The 18,483-nt window shown below is 66.9% G+C and carries 16 protein-coding genes; 12 read left to right on the top strand and 4 right to left on the bottom strand.

Going from position 1 to position 18,483, the window contains the following annotated elements:
• Position 1: 1 nt before the first annotated feature.
• Together OKW87_RS16575 and OKW87_RS16570 are read right to left on the bottom strand one after the other, a co-directional pair.
• Positions 2-847: a hypothetical protein gene (locus OKW87_RS16575; RefSeq protein WP_265541154.1), complete on the bottom strand. Its 846-nt coding sequence runs from the start codon at positions 845-847 to the stop codon at positions 2-4.
• On the bottom strand, positions 844-2,085 hold the full coding sequence (locus OKW87_RS16570) for a TIGR04063 family PEP-CTERM/XrtA system glycosyltransferase (protein ID WP_265541152.1): 1,242 nt from the start codon (positions 2,083-2,085) through the stop codon (positions 844-846). The genes OKW87_RS16575 and OKW87_RS16570 overlap by 4 nt, the downstream gene beginning before the upstream one ends.
• Before the next feature lie 86 nt (positions 2,086-2,171).
• Here OKW87_RS16570 and OKW87_RS16565 point away from each other — a divergent pair, with 86 nt between their 5' ends.
• From OKW87_RS16565 to OKW87_RS16545, 5 genes are read left to right on the top strand one after another with little or no spacing between them, the layout of a single operon-like run.
• On the top strand, positions 2,172-2,321 hold the full coding sequence (locus OKW87_RS16565; RefSeq protein WP_265541150.1) for a hypothetical protein: 150 nt from the start codon (positions 2,172-2,174) through the stop codon (positions 2,319-2,321).
• A complete protein-coding gene (locus OKW87_RS16560) occupies positions 2,314-3,663 on the top strand; it encodes a putative O-glycosylation ligase, exosortase A system-associated (RefSeq protein ID WP_265541148.1) in 1,350 nt (449 codons plus the stop codon). Before OKW87_RS16565 ends, OKW87_RS16560 begins: the two co-directional genes overlap by 8 nt.
• Positions 3,660-4,730 carry an acyltransferase family protein gene (locus tag OKW87_RS16555; protein ID WP_265541146.1) on the top strand — a complete coding sequence of 357 codons (1,071 nt, stop codon included), beginning with the start codon at positions 3,660-3,662 and terminating at the stop codon, positions 4,728-4,730. Before OKW87_RS16560 ends, OKW87_RS16555 begins: the two co-directional genes overlap by 4 nt.
• 53 nt (positions 4,731-4,783) lie before the next feature.
• Complete coding sequence (locus OKW87_RS16550; RefSeq protein ID WP_265541144.1) at positions 4,784-5,800, top strand: DNA topoisomerase IB; 1,017 nt, start codon at positions 4,784-4,786, stop codon at positions 5,798-5,800.
• A gap of 8 nt (positions 5,801-5,808) precedes the next feature.
• Positions 5,809-7,017, top strand: a complete 1,209-nt coding sequence (locus OKW87_RS16545; protein ID WP_265541142.1) for a mechanosensitive ion channel family protein — start codon at positions 5,809-5,811, stop codon at positions 7,015-7,017.
• Here OKW87_RS16545 and putA read toward each other — a convergent pair.
• The gene (gene putA, locus OKW87_RS16540; protein ID WP_443025061.1) at positions 7,014-10,010 is read right to left on the bottom strand and encodes a bifunctional proline dehydrogenase/L-glutamate gamma-semialdehyde dehydrogenase PutA; all 2,997 of its coding nucleotides are present in this window, start codon (positions 10,008-10,010) and stop codon (positions 7,014-7,016) included. The two genes, OKW87_RS16545 and putA, sit on opposite strands and share 4 nt — an antisense overlap.
• A 134-nt stretch (positions 10,011-10,144) precedes the next feature.
• On the opposite strand from putA, the gene OKW87_RS16535 reads away from it, so the two are divergent.
• The 5 genes from OKW87_RS16535 (at position 10,145) to OKW87_RS16515 (ending at position 13,964) form a co-directional block, all read left to right on the top strand.
• Entirely contained in the window at positions 10,145-10,600 is a 456-nt protein-coding gene (locus tag OKW87_RS16535; RefSeq protein WP_265541139.1) for a MaoC family dehydratase, read from the top strand.
• A gap of 46 nt (positions 10,601-10,646) precedes the next feature.
• Positions 10,647-11,825, top strand: coding sequence for an acetyl-CoA C-acyltransferase (locus OKW87_RS16530; RefSeq protein WP_265541138.1), 1,179 nt, complete (start codon positions 10,647-10,649; stop codon positions 11,823-11,825).
• 94 nt (positions 11,826-11,919) lie between these two features.
• Positions 11,920-12,900, top strand: coding sequence for a glucokinase (locus OKW87_RS16525; protein ID WP_265541137.1), 981 nt, complete (start codon positions 11,920-11,922; stop codon positions 12,898-12,900).
• Positions 12,901-12,944: 44 nt separating this feature from the next.
• Positions 12,945-13,424, top strand: a complete 480-nt coding sequence (locus OKW87_RS16520; RefSeq protein ID WP_265541136.1) for a pyridoxamine 5'-phosphate oxidase family protein — start codon at positions 12,945-12,947, stop codon at positions 13,422-13,424.
• Positions 13,425-13,595: 171 nt separating this feature from the next.
• Positions 13,596-13,964 (top strand): YkvA family protein, encoded by a 369-nt coding sequence (locus tag OKW87_RS16515; RefSeq protein ID WP_265541134.1) that lies wholly within the window; start codon positions 13,596-13,598, stop codon positions 13,962-13,964.
• On the opposite strand, the gene OKW87_RS16510 is transcribed toward OKW87_RS16515, so the two are convergent.
• The gene (locus tag OKW87_RS16510) at positions 13,965-15,194 is read right to left on the bottom strand and encodes a polyhydroxyalkanoate depolymerase (RefSeq protein WP_265541132.1); all 1,230 of its coding nucleotides are present in this window, start codon (positions 15,192-15,194) and stop codon (positions 13,965-13,967) included.
• Between the two features lie 146 nt (positions 15,195-15,340).
• On the opposite strand from OKW87_RS16510, the gene OKW87_RS16505 reads away from it, so the two are divergent.
• Positions 15,341-17,122 carry an ABC transporter transmembrane domain-containing protein gene (locus tag OKW87_RS16505; RefSeq protein ID WP_265541130.1) on the top strand — a complete coding sequence of 594 codons (1,782 nt, stop codon included), beginning with the start codon at positions 15,341-15,343 and terminating at the stop codon, positions 17,120-17,122.
• A gap of 118 nt (positions 17,123-17,240) precedes the next feature.
• On the top strand, positions 17,241-18,407 hold the full coding sequence (locus OKW87_RS16500) for a saccharopine dehydrogenase family protein (protein WP_265541128.1): 1,167 nt from the start codon (positions 17,241-17,243) through the stop codon (positions 18,405-18,407).
• Positions 18,408-18,483 lie beyond the last annotated feature (76 nt).

Here is an 18,483-nt window from a genome sequence, read left to right as displayed (position 1 = left end):
CCTAGGCGCTGCGCGCGAGATTGCGCAGCGAGACCAATGCCTCTTCGAGCCCGCGCTCGGCATCGCGCTGGCGCGGGGCGGGCGCCCGGGCCGTATCGAAGCCGCCACGCGCCACCCCGCGCTCGAGACGCTCGAGCAGGGCATGGACCGATGCTTCGGTCCTGGGATTGGTGATCGCCTCGGCCTTGGGCGCGGCCACCTCGACCACGGGCGACGCGCTGCGCACCGGCGGGGTCAGCTCGAATATCTCGAAACGCTCGCGCTCCGCCTGGACCGGCGGTGCCGGCACGGGCTGCATCGGCAGGGCTTCGATCTGGGCGAGCGCATCGCGCGGCATCGCCTCGGGATCGAACGCGGCGAGCGGCTGATCGAGATCGTCCGGCAGCGCCTGCTCGACGGGAGGCTTTTTCGCTACCGGCCGCAGCAGTGGCATTCGGGCCTCGGATTCCTCGCGGGGCACCCGGACTTCCAAGAACGGCGTCCCCAGATCGCGAGTCGCGAGCAGGGGCGGCCGGGGCGGTGCATCGGGATGTGCATCGGCGCGGCGCAGGACCGGCGGTGCGCCGACCACGGTCCCCGCCTCTGCGGCCGCTCCGATCGTGAGGTTTCGGGTGCCGACCAGGATGAACAGGGCAAGCCAGCTGAACAGAGCGACAAGTCCGCCCGCGCCCAGCGCGACGATCGCCCGCGCGGTGACTCCCAGCGGCGGCTCGGCGGCGGAAATCACCGCGGGCAGGCCGCTGTCCATAACCAGGCTTTCGAGCGCGTTGCCGGGCAAGGCGACCGCGCCGAGCGCGGCAAGCGATCCCAGGATCGCGGCGAAAACGGGCGCGATCGGCAGGTTCATGCCCGTACCCGCGGCGCAGGAGACCAATTGTCCTTCATGGGCGCCACCCTTGCGAGTTTTTGGTAAACAAATTCATAGCGACCGACATTGACCGCCCAATTTCGCTCGGCCTCGACGAAGGCCCGCCCCCGCGCCCGGCGCGCGTCCCATTGGTCGCGATCGGCGAAGACTCGCGCCACCGCGCGCGCCAGCGCTGCGGGATCGTCGGGCGCGAACAGCGTGCCGGTATCGCCGTCGCGGATGAGCTCGCGGTGGCCGCCGACGTCCGACGCGGCAACCAGCCGGCGCTGCGCCATCGCCTCCAGCGGCTTGAGCGGAGTCACCAGGTCGGTCAGCCGCATCGCCTTGCGCGGATACACCAGCACGTCGATCAGGCTGTAATAGCGTTCGACGTCCTGATGCGGCACCCGCCCGACGAAGCGGATCCGGTCCGATACCGGCGAAGCCTCGGCCTGGCGTCGCAGTGCCGCTTCCGTCGGGCCGCCGCCGACCAGGATCAGCTTGAGCGAGGGGCGCGCCGCGGCGAGCGCCGGCATCGCGTCGATCAGGATGTCGAGACCCTCATAATCGTAGAAGCTGCCGATGAAGCCGATCGTCTCGCATCCGCCGATGCCCAGTTCGTCGCCCAGCGCTTCGTCATACGCCAGCGGCTCGCCGAACATCGCCAGATCGACGCCGTTGGGCGAGACCAGTATCTTGGCCGGATCGACGCCGCGGGCGATCAGGTCCCCGCGCAGCCCCTCGCAGATCACCGCAACGGCATCGGCCCGCTTCACCGCCCGCGTCTCGAGCGCGCGGGTCACGCGATAGCGCAGGCTTCCCTCGCGCCCGGTGCCGTTGCCCACCGCCGCATCCTCCCAGAAGGCGCGGATCTCGTAGAGCAGGGGCAGCCCCAGCCGCGTCGCCACGCGCTGCGCGGCCATCGCGTCGAGCACCGGCGAATGGGCGTGAAGCACGTCCGGCTTGAACGAATCGGCGACCTGCTCAATGCGCCGCGCAAATGCGCCGATCTCGCGCAGTTCGCCGAAGGGCGGGGGCGCGGACGCCACCGGCGGCGTTCGGAAGAATTGCAGCCCGTCGACCAGTTCGGCCGCGGCGGGGCTGGCGCCATGCCGCGGGCCGGTGACCGCCGCCACCTCCCAGCCGCGCGCGATCTGGGCCTTCAGTATCGCCCGGGTGCGGAAGGTATAGCCGCTCTGCAGCGGCAGCCCATGGTCCAGGATATGGAGAATTCGCATGCCCTCGCAATGCCACGAGAGCACTTAACGGGCCGTCAACCGGGTCTCGTTAAAGCGGGCGCTCAGAAGGAGTGCCGCGGGCTGCCATGATCGACAATCTGACCCTCGGGCTCACCCATGGGCTGATGCTGCTCGCGGCATGGCTGCTCCTGCGCCGCCCCGATCTCGATCACGAGCCCGGCCCGAACGACAGGCCCGAGGCCAGGAAGCGCCGCTGGGGTTCGCGCGATGCGTGATCTGGCCTTCGTCGCCTTCCTTGCCGGCCTGCTCGGCATGGGCTTTCGCCGCCCGTTCCTGTTCGTGCTGGCTTATGCCTATATCGACATCGTCTCGCCCCAGCGGTTGACCTATATCCTGCTCAATTCGGTGCCGATCTCGATGATCGCTGTCGGCCTCGCGGTCGCCGGCTGGCTGGCGATCGACGACAAGCGCGACGTCCGCGTCGCCCCGCGCCAGGCGCTGATCGTGCTCCTGCTCGGCTATTGCTTCTATACGACGCTCAACGCCGACTTCCCGATCGAGGCGAAGGACAAATGGGAATGGGTGTGGAAGGCCTTGGCCTTCGCCGCCTTCCTGCCGCTGACGTTGCGCACCAAGCTGCGGATCGAATCGCTGTTGCTGTTCATGATCCTCTCGGCCGCATCGATCATCATCGTCGGCGGGATCAAGACGGTCGGCTCGGGCGGCGGCTATGGCGAGCTCAACCTGATGGTGACCAACAATTCGGGGCTCTACGAAGGCTCGACCATCTCCACCGTCGCGATCGCGATCATCCCGCTGATCCTGTGGTTCACCCGTCATGGCACGATCTTCGCGCCCGATTGGCGGGTGCGTACCTTCTGCTACGCGCTGGTCTTCGCCTGCCTGCTGATCCCGGTCGGTACCTCGACGCGCACCGGGCTGCTGTGCATCGGGCTGCTCGCGGTGCTGATGCTGCGCGATAGCAAGCGCAAGGTCGTCTATCTCAGCGCGCTTGGCTGCCTGGGGCTGGCCGCCATCCCCTTCCTGCCGTCGTCGTTCACCGAGCGGATGGGGACGATCAAGACCTATCAGGGCGACAGCTCCGCCTCGACGCGCCTGGCGGTGTGGCAGTGGACGATGGACTATGTGAAGACGCATCCGATGGGGGGCGGCTTCGAAGCCTATCGCCAGAACAAGATCCGCTACGAGAAGGTCGCCGTCACCGAGGCCGGCGGCCAGGCCGAGGTCAAGCGCAGCCTCGAGATCGACTCGGCCCGCGCCTATCACAGCGCCTATTTCGAGATGCTCGGCGAACAAGGCTATCCGGGGCTCGCAATCTGGCTGCTGATCAACGTCGCCGGGATATTCCGCATGGAAGTGCTGCGGCGCCGCTATCGCGTTCCGGAGGCGGGGCAGGAGTGGATATCCCCGCTCGCCACCGCGCTGCAGAATGCGCACATCATCTATCTGCTCGGCGCGACCTTTATCGCCATCGCCTTCCAGCCCTTCGTCTACATGCTGATCGGCGCGCAGATCGGGCTCGACACCTATTGCGCGCGCAAGCGCTCCGAAACCTCGTGGCGCCCCTTACGCAAGCCGCGGGTGGCGACCGCGTGACGGGCGAACTCCGGGCGCTGACCTCGGTGCGCGGCATCGCCGCCTGGTTCGTCGTCCTGTTCCACATCCGCCAGTCGATCGCCGGCCTGCCCGATCCCGCGCTTGCGATCCTCGCGAAGGGCAATCTCGCGGTCGACTTCTTCTTCCTGCTCTCGGGCTTCGTGATCTGGATGAGCTACGCCGATCGCCTCCGCGCCGGCGGCGTCGCCACCGTGCCGCTGTTCCTCAAGCGCCGCATCGCCCGCATCTGGCCGCTGCATCTGTTCATGCTCGGCTTCGGCGTCGCGCTCGCGCTGGCGCTGCGCGCCACCGGCCGCGAAACCCCGAACTTCCCCTTCGCCGAACTGCCGCTGCACCTCGCCTTGCTCCAGAATTGGGGCTTCACCGCTGCGCTCAGCTGGAACGATCCAGCCTGGTCGATCTCGTGCGAGCTCGGTGCCTATCTCCTCTTCCCGCTGCTCGCTTTGTCGATCGACTGGAAACGCGTGCCCAGCCTCGCGATCCTCGCCGCCGTCGCCGCGCTGATCCTGCTTCTCCACACCGTCTTCGCCAGCAACGGCGCTACCGATCTTGGCCAGCAGATCCCCCGCCTCGGGCTGATCCGCTGCATCCTGGAATTCGCCTGCGGCACCGCGATCGGCGCGCTGTGGCTGCGCTGGCGAGAAGACTGGAAAGCCTATGCGGTGATCAGCGGCGTGATCGCACTCGCCCTACTGACCGGCTGGATCGCCGGACTGCTGCCCGAAACGCTGGCCGTCCCCGCCGCCTTCGGCGCCTTGCTCCTGATGCTCGCACTCACCGCCGCCAAGGCCGGCAATCCGCTCGAGGGACGCGCGCTCCATTATCTCGGCGAGATCAGCTATGCGACCTATCTCGGCCATTATCTCCTCTGGTTCGCGTTCAAGCTCGCCTTCGTCGACGCGAGCGGTTCGGCACTCTGGCCGATGATCCTCGGCTATCTCATTCTGGTCCTCGCCGCCTCGGCCGCGCTCTACCATCTGGTCGAGCGCCCCGCGCAGCGCTGGCTCAACGGCAAGGGTCCCCGCCCCGCTTACGCCGCCGCCTGAAGGAACGAAGCCCCGCCCCCGTGCATTCCTTGGCCGATGCGCGAGGAGGCCCGATGACAGCTGCCGACATCGTCTATGTCGACGATCACGAACCCGGAATCACCCGGCGCAAGATGCGCCACGGTTGGGGCTATTTCGATCCGCAGGGGACACGCATCACCGATCGCGACGCGATCGACCGGCTCAACGCCGTCGGCCTTCCCCCCGCCTATCGCGACGCCTGGTATTGCCCCGATCCCAACGGCCACATCCAGGCCACGGCCAAGGACGACAAGGGCCGCAAGCAATATCGCTATCATGTCGGCTTCCGCGAGGCGCAGGAGGCGGCGAAATATGATCGTTGCGCCGGCTTCGGCGAGGCGCTGCCGCTGCTTCGCTCCAAGGTCGAGCATGACCTCAAGCTGCGCGGCCTGTGCAAGTCCAAGGCCGTCGCCGCGGTCGTCCGCCTGCTCGATCTCGGCACGATCCGCGTCGGGAACGAGAGCTATGCCCAGGCGAACAAGAGCTTCGGCGCGACCACGTTGCGCAAGCGCCACGTCCAGGTGAAGGGCAACAGCCTGCGCCTCCAGTTCCGCGCCAAATCGGGCAAGATGCGGCTGATGACGATCACCGACGGCAGTCTCAGCCGCTTCGTCAAGCGCTGCCAGGATCTGCCCGGCCAGCATCTGTTTCGCTGGATCGACGATGCGGGCGAGGCGCACCCCGTCACCTCCACCGACGTCAATTGCTATATCCGCGAGGCGATGAAGCAGGATTTCACGGCCAAGCATTTCCGCACCTGGGGCGCGAGCGTGCTCGCCTTCGAGGCGCTGGCCGGCGCCGACTCCTACATGGGCATCAAGTCGATGCTCGAGCCGGTGACCGAGGCGCTGGGCAACACCCCCTCGATCGCGCGCAAATCCTATGTCCACCCACGGCTGATCGACCTCGCCAAGGATCGCGAGGCGCAGGCCGCGTTCCGCGCCGGGTTGCGGCTGCCCCGCTCGACCCGCTATTTGACCCGCTTTGAACGCGGATTGATCGCCTTCCTCGAGGAAGCGGCGGACGCGCCCCAAGCCAAGGCAGCCTGAACCCGATCATGTCGAATGTCACCAAGTCCCCCCTCATCGCCCCGGGCGCCGATCTGAAGGTCCAGGCCTCGACCTTCCTCCGCGATTCGATTGTCTGGATCGAGGCGCACTGGCTGAACATCGCGATTGCCGCGGGCGTGGCCGCGATCGTCATCCTGCTGCTCCACGCGATGCGGCGCTGGGCGATGCGGCTGTGCGAGCGCGGCGAGGGCATCGCCAACTGGTATTCGATCATCGGCCGGGCGCTGGCCAAGACCGGCAACTTCTTCATCCTGATGGTCGCGCTGCGGCTGGTGTCGGGATATGCGAACCCGCCGGCGATGGTGACCACCACGATCACCTTCCTCTTCACGATCGCGGCCGTGTTCCAGGCGGCGATCTGGGTGCGCGAGATCGTGTTCGGCTTCGTCGAGCATCGCACCGCGTCCGAGACCCATCGCGGCGCGGCGCTGTCCAGCGCGCTCGGCCTCATCCGCCTGCTCGTATCGATCGCGCTCTTCTCGATCGCATTGGTGGTCGTGCTCAGCAATCTGGGCGTCAACGTCACCGGCCTGGTCGCCGGCCTCGGCGTCGGCGGCATCGCGATCGGTCTGGCGGCGCAGGGTATCTTCGCCGATCTGTTCGCGGCGCTGGCGATCATCTTCGACAAGCCCTTCCACGTCGGCGACAAGGTGAATGTCGACGGAGTCGGCGGCGTGGTCGAGCGGATCGGGCTCAAGTCCACCCGCATCCGCGCCTTCACCGGCGAGGCGCGGGTGATCGGCAACAAGCAATTGCTCGACAAGGAGATCCAGAACATCTCCGACCGGCACCATGTCCGCATCAGCCTGACGGTCGGTGTCGCCTACGAAACCCCGCCGGAAAAATTGCTCCGTTTGCCGGCGATCATGCATGAGATCGTCGAGGCCGAGCCGGGGATCACCGTCGCCCGCGCCAGCTTCGAGGGCTTCGGCGCGAGCTCGGTCGATTTCGTCCTGCTGTTCGATGTGCCCGGCGACGATTGGCCCGCCGCGCACGCTGTCCGCGACAAGGTCATCGTCGGCATCCTCAAGCGCTTCGCCGCCGAAGGCATCTCGATCCCCTATCCGACCCAGACCGCCTTCACCGCCGCGCCCGACGGCACGCTCATCTACCCCTATCCCGACGTCCAGCCGGTGATCCGCATGGACCTGGGCGACGATCCCTCGGACGCGAAGGAAGCGCGCAACCCCGGCTAGATCCCGCCCTCGTCCAGGCTCAGCAGCGTCGCATTGCCGCCCGCGCTGGTCGTATCGACCGACACCGAGCGCTCGGCGCAGAAGCGCTGGAGATAATGCGGCCCGCCCGCCTTCGGCCCCGTGCCCGATAGCCCCTCGCCTCCGAAGGGCTGCGATCCGACCACCGCGCCGATCATCGATCGGTTGACGTAGAGATTGCCGACCCTTGCACGCGCCTCCGCCAGGTCGCCCGATCGCGCGATGCGGCTGTGCAGCCCCATCGTCAGCCCGAAGCCCTTCGCGTTGATCCGCGCGATCGTTTCCTCCAGCTTCCCCGCCTCCCAGGTCGCGACGTGCAGGATCGGCCCGAACCATTCGCGCGTCAGCGCATCCATCGAATCCAGCCGGATCATCGTCGGCGGCACGAACAGCCCCTCAGCGGGCACGGCCACGGTCTTGAGCCACTGCCCCTTCGCGCTCTCGCGATAGGCCATCAGCTTGTCGTACGAAGCCTGGTCGATCACCGGCCCGACATCGGTCGCGGGATCGCCGGGATCGCCGAGCACGAGCAGCTCCATCGCCCCGCGCAGCATCTCGATCACCGTCTCGGCGACTTCCTCCTGGAGCAGCAGCAACCGCAACGCCGAGCAACGCTGCCCCGCCGAGCGGAAGGCCGAGGTCAGCACATCGGCGACGACCTGTTCGGGCAGCGCCGTCGAATCGACGATCATCGCATTGATCCCGCCCGTCTCGGCGATCAGCGGCACGATCGGGCGATCTTCATCCTGCAGCAACGTCCGCGCAATCTTCTTTGCGGTGGGTGTCGACCCGGTGAAAGCGACCCCGGCGATCCGCACGTCGGCAACGATCGCCGCGCCGACCTCGGGCCCGCCCGGCGCCAGGATCAGCGCATCCTCGGGCACGCCTGCCTCATGCGCCAACCGGACCGCGAGCCGCGCAATCTCGGGCGTCTGCACCGCCGGCTTGGCGACGACCGTGTTGCCGGTCACCAAAGCCGCCGCGGTCTGGCCGAGGAAGATCGCCAGCGGGAAGTTCCACGGCGCGATCGTCGCCCAGACGCCCCTGCCCTCCATCCGCAATTCGTTGCGCTCGCCGGTCGGCCCGGGCAGCGTGACCGGCGCCAGGTCGGCGCGCGCGCGGGCGGCATAGTAACGGCAGAAATCGGCCGCCTCGCGGACCTCGCCGAGCGCATCGGGGATCGTCTTGAACGCCTCCTTCACGCAGATCGCCATCAGTTCGATGCGATTCTCCTCGAGTAGATCGGCCAGGCGCTCGAGGATCTGGGCGCGGGTTTCGAGGGGCGTGGCGGACCAGTCCGCGAACGCCGCCTGGGCGCGAGAGATCGCGGCTCCAGCGCTCCCCTCCCGCTCGCGGGAGGGGTCGGGGGAGGGGCTGTCCGCAGGGCGCGCCGAAGAGACAGCATCCCCTCCCCTAACCCCTCCCGCAAGCGGGAGGGGAACGGCTGCGATCGCGCGCGCAGTGTCCAGAAGCACGCTTCGCTCCGCCAGATCGATCCCCCCCGAATTCCGCCACGCGCCAAACAAATCCACCGGCAACGGGATGCTGGGATGCCGCGATCCCCCCACCGCCGCGATCTTCTCCACCGGATCGGCCAGCAATTCCGCTTCCGAAAGCCCCTCATCCGCCAGCTGGTGCACGAAGGAGGAATTCGCCCCATTCTCCAGCAGTCGCCGCACCAGATAGGCCAGCAAGTCGCGATGCCCGCCCACCGGCGCATAGATGCGGCAGCGATAACCCTGTTCGCGCACCAGCCGCTCGTAGAGCCCCTCGCCCATTCCGTGCAGCCGCTGGAACTCGAAATCGCGGCTCGCCCCCGCCCATTCCAGGATCGTCGCCACCGTCAGCGCATTATGGCTGGCGAAGGCCGGCACGATATTCTTCGCATCCAGCATGTCGCGCGCGCAGGCCAGATAGGAGACGTCGGTCGCCGCCTTGCGCGTGAACAAGGGATAATCCGCCAGCCCCTCGACCTGGGTCCGCTTGATCTCGCTGTCCCAATAGGCGCCCTTGACCAGCCGGACATGCATCGGCCGACCGAGCTGATCCGCCCAGTCGATCACGGCGCGGGCGCGCTTCCCATAAGCCTGCACCGCCATGCCATAGCCGTCCCAGCCCTTGAGCTCGGGCCGCCGCGCCACCTCGCCGATGATGTCTAGGCTCATGTCGAGCCGCTCGCTCTCCTCGGCATCGACCGTCAGCGGGATATTCTGCCGCGCCGCCTCCGACGCGAGCTGCGCCAGCATGTCGGTCAGCTCGGGCACGCATCTGGCATATTGGCCGACTTCGTAGCGCGGATGCAGCGCGCTCAGTTTCACCGAGATCGAATTGCCCGCCTGCGGGTTGCGCCCCACCGCGCGGATCGCATCGAAATAGGAAGCGAAATAGCGCTCGGCATCGGCCTTCGTACGCGCCGCCTCGCCCAGCATGTCGAAGCTCGCGGTGAAGCCTTCATGCTCGGGCTTCTTCATCCGCCGGGTCGCCTCGTCGATGGTGCGGCCCATCACGAAGACCTCGCCCATCATCTTCATCGCCGCGCCCACCGCCTGGCGTACGAACGGCTCGCCGGCGCGGTTGATCAGCCGCCGCAGCACTCCGCCTTGCTCGCCGACCACGGCCCGGCCCAGCATCAGCCCCCAGGTCGCCGAATTGACCAGCATCGAATTGGACTTGCCGGCATGCGTCTTCCAGTCGGCATCGCCGAGCTTGTCGGCGATCAACAGATCGGCGGTCTCGGGATCGGGCACGCGCAGGAAGGCCTCGGCCAGGCTCAGCAGTGCGACGCCTTCGGACGAATTGAGCCGATATTCCTGGAGGAACTGGTTCACCCAGCCCTTATTCTGCGCCGCACGTAGATCGGCGAGCAGGCCCGACGCGTAGCCGATGACGTTTCCGCGCGACTCGGGGGTAAGCCTCGCACGCTCCAGAAGCGGTTTTAGAACATCGGGTTCGCTCGCGCGGTGCAGTTTTGCCATCCGGCTGCGAGGGGAGGACGCTACGTCAGCTGTCATTTTCATATTCTCGGTCTTGCGAGGCTTGCGGGAGCCCCACCTGTTTCTCTAGGGATGGCCTGCGCTATGCGAGAAACGCGCGCGGGAGAATAGTCTCTGTGGATACGATCACCGTTCAGGAGATGGCCGCCAGCGTCGGCACCGAGCGCCTGTCCGACTGGGTCGAAGTCACCCAGGCGATGATCGACACCTTCGCCGAGGCGACCGGCGATCACCAATATATCCATGTCGATCCGGAGAGCGCCGCGCAGACCCCGTTCGGCGGCACGATCGCCCACGGCTTCCTGTCGCTCTCGCTGATGCCGATGCTTGCCGCCAGGACCGGCGCACCCAATATCCAGGGCGCGAAGATGGGCGTCAATTATGGCGGCAACAAAGTGCGGTTCGTCACCCCGGTCCGCTCGGGCAAGCGCGTTCGCGGGCGTTTCGAACTGCTCAAATTTATCGAACGCAAGCCCGGCGTTTGGGAGCAAGTGCAGTTGTACACGCTCGAGATCGAGGACGAGCCCAAGCCCGCGCTCATCGCGGAGTGGGTGGCGCTGATTTACGTTTAAGTCCCCCTCCCGCTTGCGGGGAGGGGAGCAGAAAAAGGAAAAACCAATGTCTCGCTCCGCAGTCATCGTGTCCACCGCCCGCACCCCGATCGGCCGCGCCTATCGCGGGGCGTTCAACAATCTCCCCGCCCCCACCCTTGCCGCCCACTCGATCCGCGCCGCGGTCGAGCGCGCCGGCATCGACACCAGCGAAATCGAGGATGTCGTGTTCGGCGCCGCGCTCCAGCAGGGCAGCACCGCGGGCAACATCGCCCGCAACGCACTGCTGCGCGCCGGCCTCCCCGTCACCGTCGCGGGCATGTCGCTCGATCGCCAATGCGCCTCGGGCCTGATGGCGATCGCCACCGCCGCCAAGCAGATTACGGTCGATCATATGGACGTCGCGATCGGCGGCGGCGTCGAATCGATCAGCCTTGTCCAGACCCCGCAGATGCGGATCGCCCCCGATCCCGAGCTGCTCGCGATGCACGGCGACATCTACATGCCGATGCTGCAGACCGCCGAAGTCGTCGCCGCGCGCTACGGCATCGGCCGAGACGCTTGCGACGAATATGCCCTCCAGTCGCAGCAGCGCACCGCCGCCGCGCAGGCCGCGGGCAAGTTCGACGACGAGATCGTCGCCGTCACCGCAACGATGAACGTGACCAACAAGGAAACCAAGGAAGTCACCACCAAGGAAGTCACGCTCACCAAGGACGAGGGCAACCGCGCCGACACCACGCTGGAAGGCCTCAAGTCGCTCAACACGGTGCTCCCGAACGGCACCGTAACCGCCGGCAACGCCAGCCAGCTCTCCGACGGCAGCTCGGCCAGCGTGCTGATGGAGGAATCGCTCGCCTCGAAGCGCGGGCTCACCCCGCTGGGCCGCTATGTCGGCATGGCGGTCGCCGGCACCAAGCCCGACGAGATGGGCATCGGCCCGGTATATGCGATCCCCAAGCTGCTCGAGCGCTTCAACCTCAAGATGGACGATATCGGCCTTTGGGAGCTGAACGAGGCGTTCGCAGTGCAGGTGCTCTATTGCCAGGACAAGCTCGGCATCCCCGGCGAGCTGCTCAACGTCAACGGCGGCGCGATCTCGATCGGCCATCCTTATGGCATGAGCGGCGCGCGCATGACCGGCCACGCGCTGATCGAAGGCAAGCGCCGCGGCGCGAAGTACGTCGTCGTGACGATGTGCGTGGGCGGCGGCATGGGCGCGGCGGGGCTTTTCGAAGTTCTCTGATCCTTTGCGGCGGGGTGCCTGCGGGCACTCCGTTGCAAAGCGCTATTGTTCTTTAACCCACGCCTGTTAGCGGTACCATCGATAGACCTGCCACATGGCGGGCGCAGGAGGGGTGCCGCCGATGGGCGAGGAGCTGGCGCTGGTGGCCGATATTGGCCGCCAATCGGTGCGATTTGGCCTGACCGGCGGCGACGGGGGGATCACGCCCCGCGAAGTGCGCAAGTTCATGACCGCCGAACATCCCACCTTCACCAGCGCGCTGGTCGACTATCTCAACATCGTCGGGCTGCAGGACGCGCGCTTGCCCAGCGTGCTGGCGGTCGCGGGCGCGGCGCGCGGCGATCTGATCAATTTGACCGGCAGCCGCTGGTATATCTCGCTCTCGGGGGTGGAAGCGGTCCTGCGCGTCCGCCCGCGCGCGCTCAACGAATGCGCGGCCAATGCGCTCGCGCTGACGACGCTTCCCGCCGCTGCCTTCACCCGGCTCGCGGGGCCCGCGCCCAAGGCGGTGGAGCCGGGCGGCAATTATGTCGTGATCGGCATAGGCACCGGGCTCGGCGTCTCCGCGCTGATCTCCACCGGCGACCGGCTGGTGCCCGTCGAGAGCGAGGCGGGCCATATGGATTTCGCCGCAACCAGCACCGACGAGCGCAGCTTCGCCCATTATTGCACCGCCAAGGGCATGCATTTCGATGTCGAGAGCCTGCTCAGCGCCCCCGGGCTGCTGCTCGGCTATGAAGCGTTGTCCGGCGGCCGCAAGCTGGAAAAGCCCGAGGATGTGACTCGCGGCATCGGCCGGGATCCGGTCTCGACGGCAGTCGTCAAACTCTATGTCGAGCATCTCGGCGCCTTTGCGGGCGATCTCGTCCTCGCATTCGGCGCGTGGGATGGCGTCTTTCTCACCGGCGCGATCGCCCGCGCGCTCCAGCCGCAACTGATGGACCCCGGCTTTCGCCGCCGCATGGAAAGCAAGGCCTCGTTCCGCCGGCAGCTCGCCGAGGTGCCGGTATCGCTGGTCAACCGCAACGACCTCGAGCTGCTGGGCGCTGCCGCGGCAGCGTTCGGGAACGCCTGAACCGGCGCATCGTTACTCCTTGCGAACCACATTCGGAGAGCAAGATGGCGGACAATGCACAACTCAAGAAGGACCTCTGGGCGAAGATGGCGGACAGCCCCTTCGCCATGGTCGGGCTGACCGACGGCGGGCACAGCATCCCGCTCACCGCCCAGCTCGACGAGGACCAGGTCGACACCCTGTTCTTCTTCGTCGGCAAGGACAATCGCCTCGCCAAGGGCGGCCCGGCGATGGCGCAGTTCGTGTCGAAGGGGCATGATTATTTCGCCTGCATGGCCGGCAACGCCCGGATCGACAATGATTTCGCCCAGATCGAGAAGCTCTGGAATCCGCAGGTCGAGGCCTGGTTCCCCGGCGGCAAGAACGATCCCAACCTCGCGCTGCTGCGCTTCGACATCGACAGCGCCGAGCTTTGGGAGACCGACATGTCGGTGACCGGCAAGCTCAAGATGCTGTTCGGCGGCACGATCAAGAGCAGCGAGAGCGGCAGCCACGCCGTGGTCGGCACGACAGCGGAGAGCTGAGCGTCCAGTAACGATCCGTCACCCCCGCGAAAGCGGGGGCCCATCTCCCGGACTATCCTATCCGCCATCGCCGTCGTTCTTGCGGCGCGTGCAAGAGATGGGTCCCCGCTTTCGCGGGGATGACGATAATTGGTTTGACCCGCAGACGGCTTGCAGGCGATCCCCTGCATCATGGGGCCATCGCTCGCACATCGCATCCGCACCGAAGCGCATGCCGTCTATCTGGCGGTGCGCGACCCCCGCACGCCCTGGGCCGCGCGCGCCGTCGGCATCCTCATCGCCGCGTATGCGCTATCGCCGATCGACCTGATCCCGGACTTCATCCCCGTCCTCGGCCTGCTCGACGATGCGATCCTGATCCCATTGGGCATATGGCTGTTCGAGAAGCTGATCCCGGCGGAGCAGTTCGCCGAGCATCGTGCCGCCGCCGAACGGGCGACACGCCGCCCGGTCAGCTGGCCGGGCGTGCTGATCGTCCTGTTGATCTGGGCGGTGGCGGCGTTCCTGATCTGGAGCGCCCTGGTCCACGCCTACGACTGATCAGTCGTGCGTCGCCATCCAGCGCTCGAGCGCGGGCGCGATCTTGGTGCGCCACTTCGATCCGTTGAAGATGCCGTAATGGCCGACGCCCTCGGCCATATAATATTGCTTCATCGAATCGGGCAGCTTGGACGCGATCGTCAACGCCGCCTTGGTCTGGCCCAGCCCGGAAATATCGTCGCGCTCGCCCTCGATCGCCAGGATCGCGACGTCGGTGATCGCCGACGGATCGACCTTGCGTCCGCGGTGCAGCATTTCGCCCTTGGGCAAGGCATGCGCCTGGAACACCACGTCGATCGTCTGCAGATAGAATTCGGCGGTCATGTCGCAGACCGAGCGATACTCCTCGTAAAAGGCCATCGTCGCCTCGGCGCTGTCGTCGTCGCCCTCGACCAGATGCTTGAACATCTCCCAGTGGCTGATCATGTGGCTGCCCAGGTTCATCGTCATGAAGCCGGCCAGCTGCAGGAAGCCCGGATAGACGCGGCGCCCGGCGCCGGCATAGGTGGCCGGGATCGTCGCGATGACATTCTTCTCGAACCAGCTGTGCGGACGCTCGGTCGCCAGCGTGTTGACCGCGGTCGGCGCCTCGCGCGTGTCGATCGGCCCGCCCATCATGCTCAGCGTCTTGGGGCGGTTGGGATGCTTGTCCGCGCTCATCAGCGCCACGGCGGCATAACAGGGCACCGACGGCTGGCAGACCGCCAGCATATGCCCGCGCGGATCGCCCTCGGCGCCGATATGCTCCAGGAACGCGATCAGATAATCGATATAGTCGTCCAGATCGAAGCTGCCGTCCGAAAGCGGCACCTGCTTCGCATCGCGCCAGTCGGTGATGTAGACGTCCGCCACCGGCAGCATCCGCTCGACCGTGCCGCGCAACAGCGTGGCATAATGGCCCGACATCGGCGCCACGATCAGCAGCTTGGGCCCGCCCTCGATTCCCGAACGCACGAAATGCTTCAATTGGCCGAACGGCTTCCGCAACACGATTTCCTCGTGAACATCCACCGCCTTGCCATCGATCAGGGTATGGTCGAGCCCGAAATCGGGCTTGCCGCGCGGCGCGGATGCGTGCGCGAACACTTCCAGCGCAGAGGCCAGGACCGGGCCACCACCGAAATAGCTGAAGGGATTGGTCGGATTGTTGAGCAGCCCGGCACCGATATTCGCCATCGCGCTGGCGCCTGCAAGCCAGCTGCGCTGCATCTCATATGCGTCGTAGAGCATCCAATTCCTTCCACCGTCCCCCGTTGCGAACGGCGGCGATCCATACCCATATATAACCAGCACCTGTTGCGGTGCAACGTTGTCGGATAAATCCCACAGGTCGGCAGGTGGTTCCCCTTGCGCAACAATGCGGCTAGTTCCCCGCAATGGTCGAAACCGCCCCGTCTGCAGCCGCGCCCAAGCGCAAGCTCAGCAATCTGAGGATCATCTGGAGTTTCACGCGGCGCTATCCGCTGCAGCTGGCGATCGCCACGCTGGCGCTGGTGGCATCGTCCGTGTCGACGCTGTATATCCCGCGCACCTTCCAGCTGATCGTCGACAAGGGCTTCGGCGCCAACGCGGAATCGGCGGATATCGGCCAATATTTCCATAGGCTATTGTTGGTCGTGCTGGTCCTGTCGGTCGCGACGGCAATCCGTTTCTTCTTCGTCTCCTGGGTCGGCGAGCGCACGGTGGCCGACATGCGCGGCGCGGTGCACCGCAACCTGCTGCGCCAGCCGCCCAAATGGTTCGAGGAAAACCGCCCGTCGGAGATCGCCTCGCGGCTGACCTCGGACACGGCGATCGTCGAGATGGTCGTCGCCAGCACGGTCTCCACCGCACTGCGAAACCTGCTCACCGGCATCGGCGGGATCATCTATCTGTTCGCGCTCGCTCCCGCGATCGCCGCCTATCTGCTGGTCGGCATCCCGATCATCGTCCTGCCGATCGTCTGGCTGGGCGGGCGGGTCCGCACCCTGTCACGATCGAGCCAGGACCGTGTGGCCGATATCGGCGCGATCGCCTCCGAGACGCTGGGCGCCATGCGCATCGTCCAGGCGTTCGGACAGGAAGCGCGCGAGGCGAAGCGTTTCCAGGATGCCGTCTGGCGCAGCTTCGCCGCCGCCAAGCGCCGCTTCGCGCTGCGCGCGGTGATGACCGCGCTCGTCATCGGCCTGCTCTTCACCGCGATCACCCTGATCATGTGGGATGCGGTGTCGGGAGTCGCAGAGGGCCGCATCTCGGGCGGCTCGATCACCGCCTTCGTCATCACCGCCGGGCTGGTCACCGGATCGTTCGGCGCGCTCACCGAAGTCTATGGCGACCTGCTTCGCGCCTCGGGCGCCGCAGGTCGCCTCGCGGAGCTGCTGGCGCAGGAGCCGGATATCGCCGCCCCGGCAAACCCGCTGCCGTTGCCCCAACCCGCCCGCGGTGCGCTCAGCTTCGATCAGGTCACCTTCCGCTACCCCTCCCGCCCCGAAGTCTCCGCGCTCCACCAATTTTCGCTCGACGTGCAGCCCGGCGAAACCGTCGCGGTGGTCGGCCCCTCGGGCGCGGGCAAGTCGACGCTGTTCCAGCTGCTCCAGCGCTTCTACGATCCCGAAGCGGGCGACATTCGCGTGGACGGCGTCCGCCTGCCCGAAGCCGATCCCGCTGAAATCCGCGCGCGTATGGCGATCGTACCGCAGGAAACGGTGATCTTCGCCGCCAGCGCGCGCGACAATCTGCGCTACGGCGCCTGGGACGCGAGCGACGAACAGCTATGGGCGGCCGCCGACGCGGCCAATGCCAGCGAATTTCTGCGCGGCCTCCCCCAAGGGCTCGACACCTTCCTGGGCGAGGGCGGCGCGCGCCTCTCGGGCGGCCAGCGCCAGCGCGTCGCCATCGCCCGCGCCTTGCTCCGCGATGCGCCGATCTTGCTGCTCGACGAAGCCACCTCCGCGCTCGATGCCGAAAGCGAGCGGCTGGTCCAGGACGCGCTCGAACGGCTGATGCAGCACCGCACGACCCTCGTCATCGCCCACCGCCTCGCCACGGTGCGCGCCGCGGGGCGGATCATCGTGATGGACGAAGGCCGCATCGTCGAAAGCGGCACGCATGCCGAGTTGGTGACCAAGGGCGGCCTCTATGCAAGGCTCGCCGCGCTGCAATTCAACGAAGCGGCTTGATTCTTCTCCCCGCCCGCTTGCGGGAGGGGTCGGGGGAGGGCATGTCTCTCTCCACACAACACACCGCGCGTGGACAGGCCCTCCCCCAGCCCTCCCGCAAGCGGGAGGGGAGCTGAAAATGGCCGACATCCGCGAATTCGACATCATCGTCTATGGTGCCACCGGCTTCACGGGCCGGCTCGTCGCCGAATATCTCGCGCTTCACTATCCGCAACGCAAATGGGCGATGGCCGGCCGCTCGCTCAGCAAGCTGCAAGAGGTGCGCGACGAGATCGGCGCCCCGGCGGCGACTCCGCTCCTCACCGCCAATGCCGACGATCCCGCCAGCCTGCGCGCGATGGTCGGCCGCGCGCAGGTGGTGATCACCACCGTCGGTCCCTACCAGCTCTATGGCGAGGAGCTGCTCGCCGCCTGCGCCGATACCGGCACGGCCTATGTCGATCTGTGCGGCGAGCCCAACTGGATGCGGCGGATGATCGACAAATATGAGCCCACCGCCAAACGATCGGGCGCGCGGATCGTCTTTTCGTGCGGCTTCGACTCGATCCCCTTCGATCTCGGCGTCTGGACCGTGCAGCAGGAGGCGATCAAGCGCTTCGGCAAGCCCGCGCCGCGGGTGAAGGGCCGCATCCGCGCGATGAAGGGCACCTTCTCGGGCGGCACCTTCGCCAGCGGCAAGGCGACGATGGCGGCGGCTGCCAAGGATCCCTCGATCCTCAAGATCATGATCGACCCGTTCGGCCTCACCCCCGGCTTCCAGGGTCCGCACCAGCCCAATGGCATGGTCCCGCACCATGACGAGGCAGTCGGCGGCTGGGTCGCGCCCTTCATGATGGCGGTGATCAACACCAAGAATATCCACCGCACCAATTTCCTGGCCGGCCACCCCTATGGCGCGGACTTCCAATATGACGAGATGATGATTGCGCCGGGCCTGGGCGACATCGGCAAGGCGGCTGCCGAAGCGATCGCCAAGCTCAATCCGATGACCGCGGACAAGGGCCCCGCCCCCGGCGAAGGCCCGAGCAGGGAGGAGCGCGAGACCGGATTTTACGACATCGCCTTCATCGCCGAGATGCCCTCCGGCGAGCGCATCAGCGCGACGGTCAAGGGCGACAAGGATCCGGGCTATGGCTCGACCAGCAAGATGATCGCCGAAAGCGCGCTGTGCCTGATCGACGATGTCGCGGGCGCGGGCGGCATCTGGACCGCGGGGGCGCTGATGCCCGAGGCGCTGGTGCAGCGGCTGGAGGCAAAGGCCGGGGTGACCTTCACGATCGACTGAGGCGCCCCGCCTTCCGCCAGGAACATCCCGGCACCATTTGCTTGCAATGTAGGATTCCGTCTGCTTGCATCCGCTT

Source organism: Sphingomonas sp. M1-B02 (assembly GCF_026167525.1).
In the GTDB taxonomy this organism is placed as follows: Bacteria; Pseudomonadota; Alphaproteobacteria; order Sphingomonadales; family Sphingomonadaceae; genus Sphingomonas.
Note: the sequence above shows the minus strand (reverse complement) of the source record. Positions and strands in the feature narration are given on the sequence as shown.

Coding starts and splice junctions, on each gene's coding strand:
- OKW87_RS16530 (WP_265541138.1), top strand. CDS start 10,647: ATGTCTCGCTCCGCAGTCATCGTGTCCACCGCCCGCACCCCGATCGGC.
- OKW87_RS16505 (WP_265541130.1), top strand. CDS start 15,341: ATGGTCGAAACCGCCCCGTCTGCAGCCGCGCCCAAGCGCAAGCTCAGC.
- OKW87_RS16570 (WP_265541152.1), bottom strand. CDS start 2,085: ATGCGAATTCTCCATATCCTGGACCATGGGCTGCCGCTGCAGAGCGGC.
- OKW87_RS16525 (WP_265541137.1), top strand. CDS start 11,920: ATGGCGGGCGCAGGAGGGGTGCCGCCGATGGGCGAGGAGCTGGCGCTG.
- putA (WP_443025061.1), bottom strand. CDS start 10,010: ATGGCAAAACTGCACCGCGCGAGCGAACCCGATGTTCTAAAACCGCTT.
- OKW87_RS16500 (WP_265541128.1), top strand. CDS start 17,241: ATGGCCGACATCCGCGAATTCGACATCATCGTCTATGGTGCCACCGGC.
- OKW87_RS16545 (WP_265541142.1), top strand. CDS start 5,809: ATGTCGAATGTCACCAAGTCCCCCCTCATCGCCCCGGGCGCCGATCTG.
- OKW87_RS16565 (WP_265541150.1), top strand. CDS start 2,172: ATGATCGACAATCTGACCCTCGGGCTCACCCATGGGCTGATGCTGCTC.
- OKW87_RS16575 (WP_265541154.1), bottom strand. CDS start 847: ATGAACCTGCCGATCGCGCCCGTTTTCGCCGCGATCCTGGGATCGCTT.
- OKW87_RS16515 (WP_265541134.1), top strand. CDS start 13,596: ATGGGGCCATCGCTCGCACATCGCATCCGCACCGAAGCGCATGCCGTC.
- OKW87_RS16510 (WP_265541132.1), bottom strand. CDS start 15,194: ATGCTCTACGACGCATATGAGATGCAGCGCAGCTGGCTTGCAGGCGCC.
- OKW87_RS16520 (WP_265541136.1), top strand. CDS start 12,945: ATGGCGGACAATGCACAACTCAAGAAGGACCTCTGGGCGAAGATGGCG.
- OKW87_RS16560 (WP_265541148.1), top strand. CDS start 2,314: ATGCGTGATCTGGCCTTCGTCGCCTTCCTTGCCGGCCTGCTCGGCATG.
- OKW87_RS16550 (WP_265541144.1), top strand. CDS start 4,784: ATGACAGCTGCCGACATCGTCTATGTCGACGATCACGAACCCGGAATC.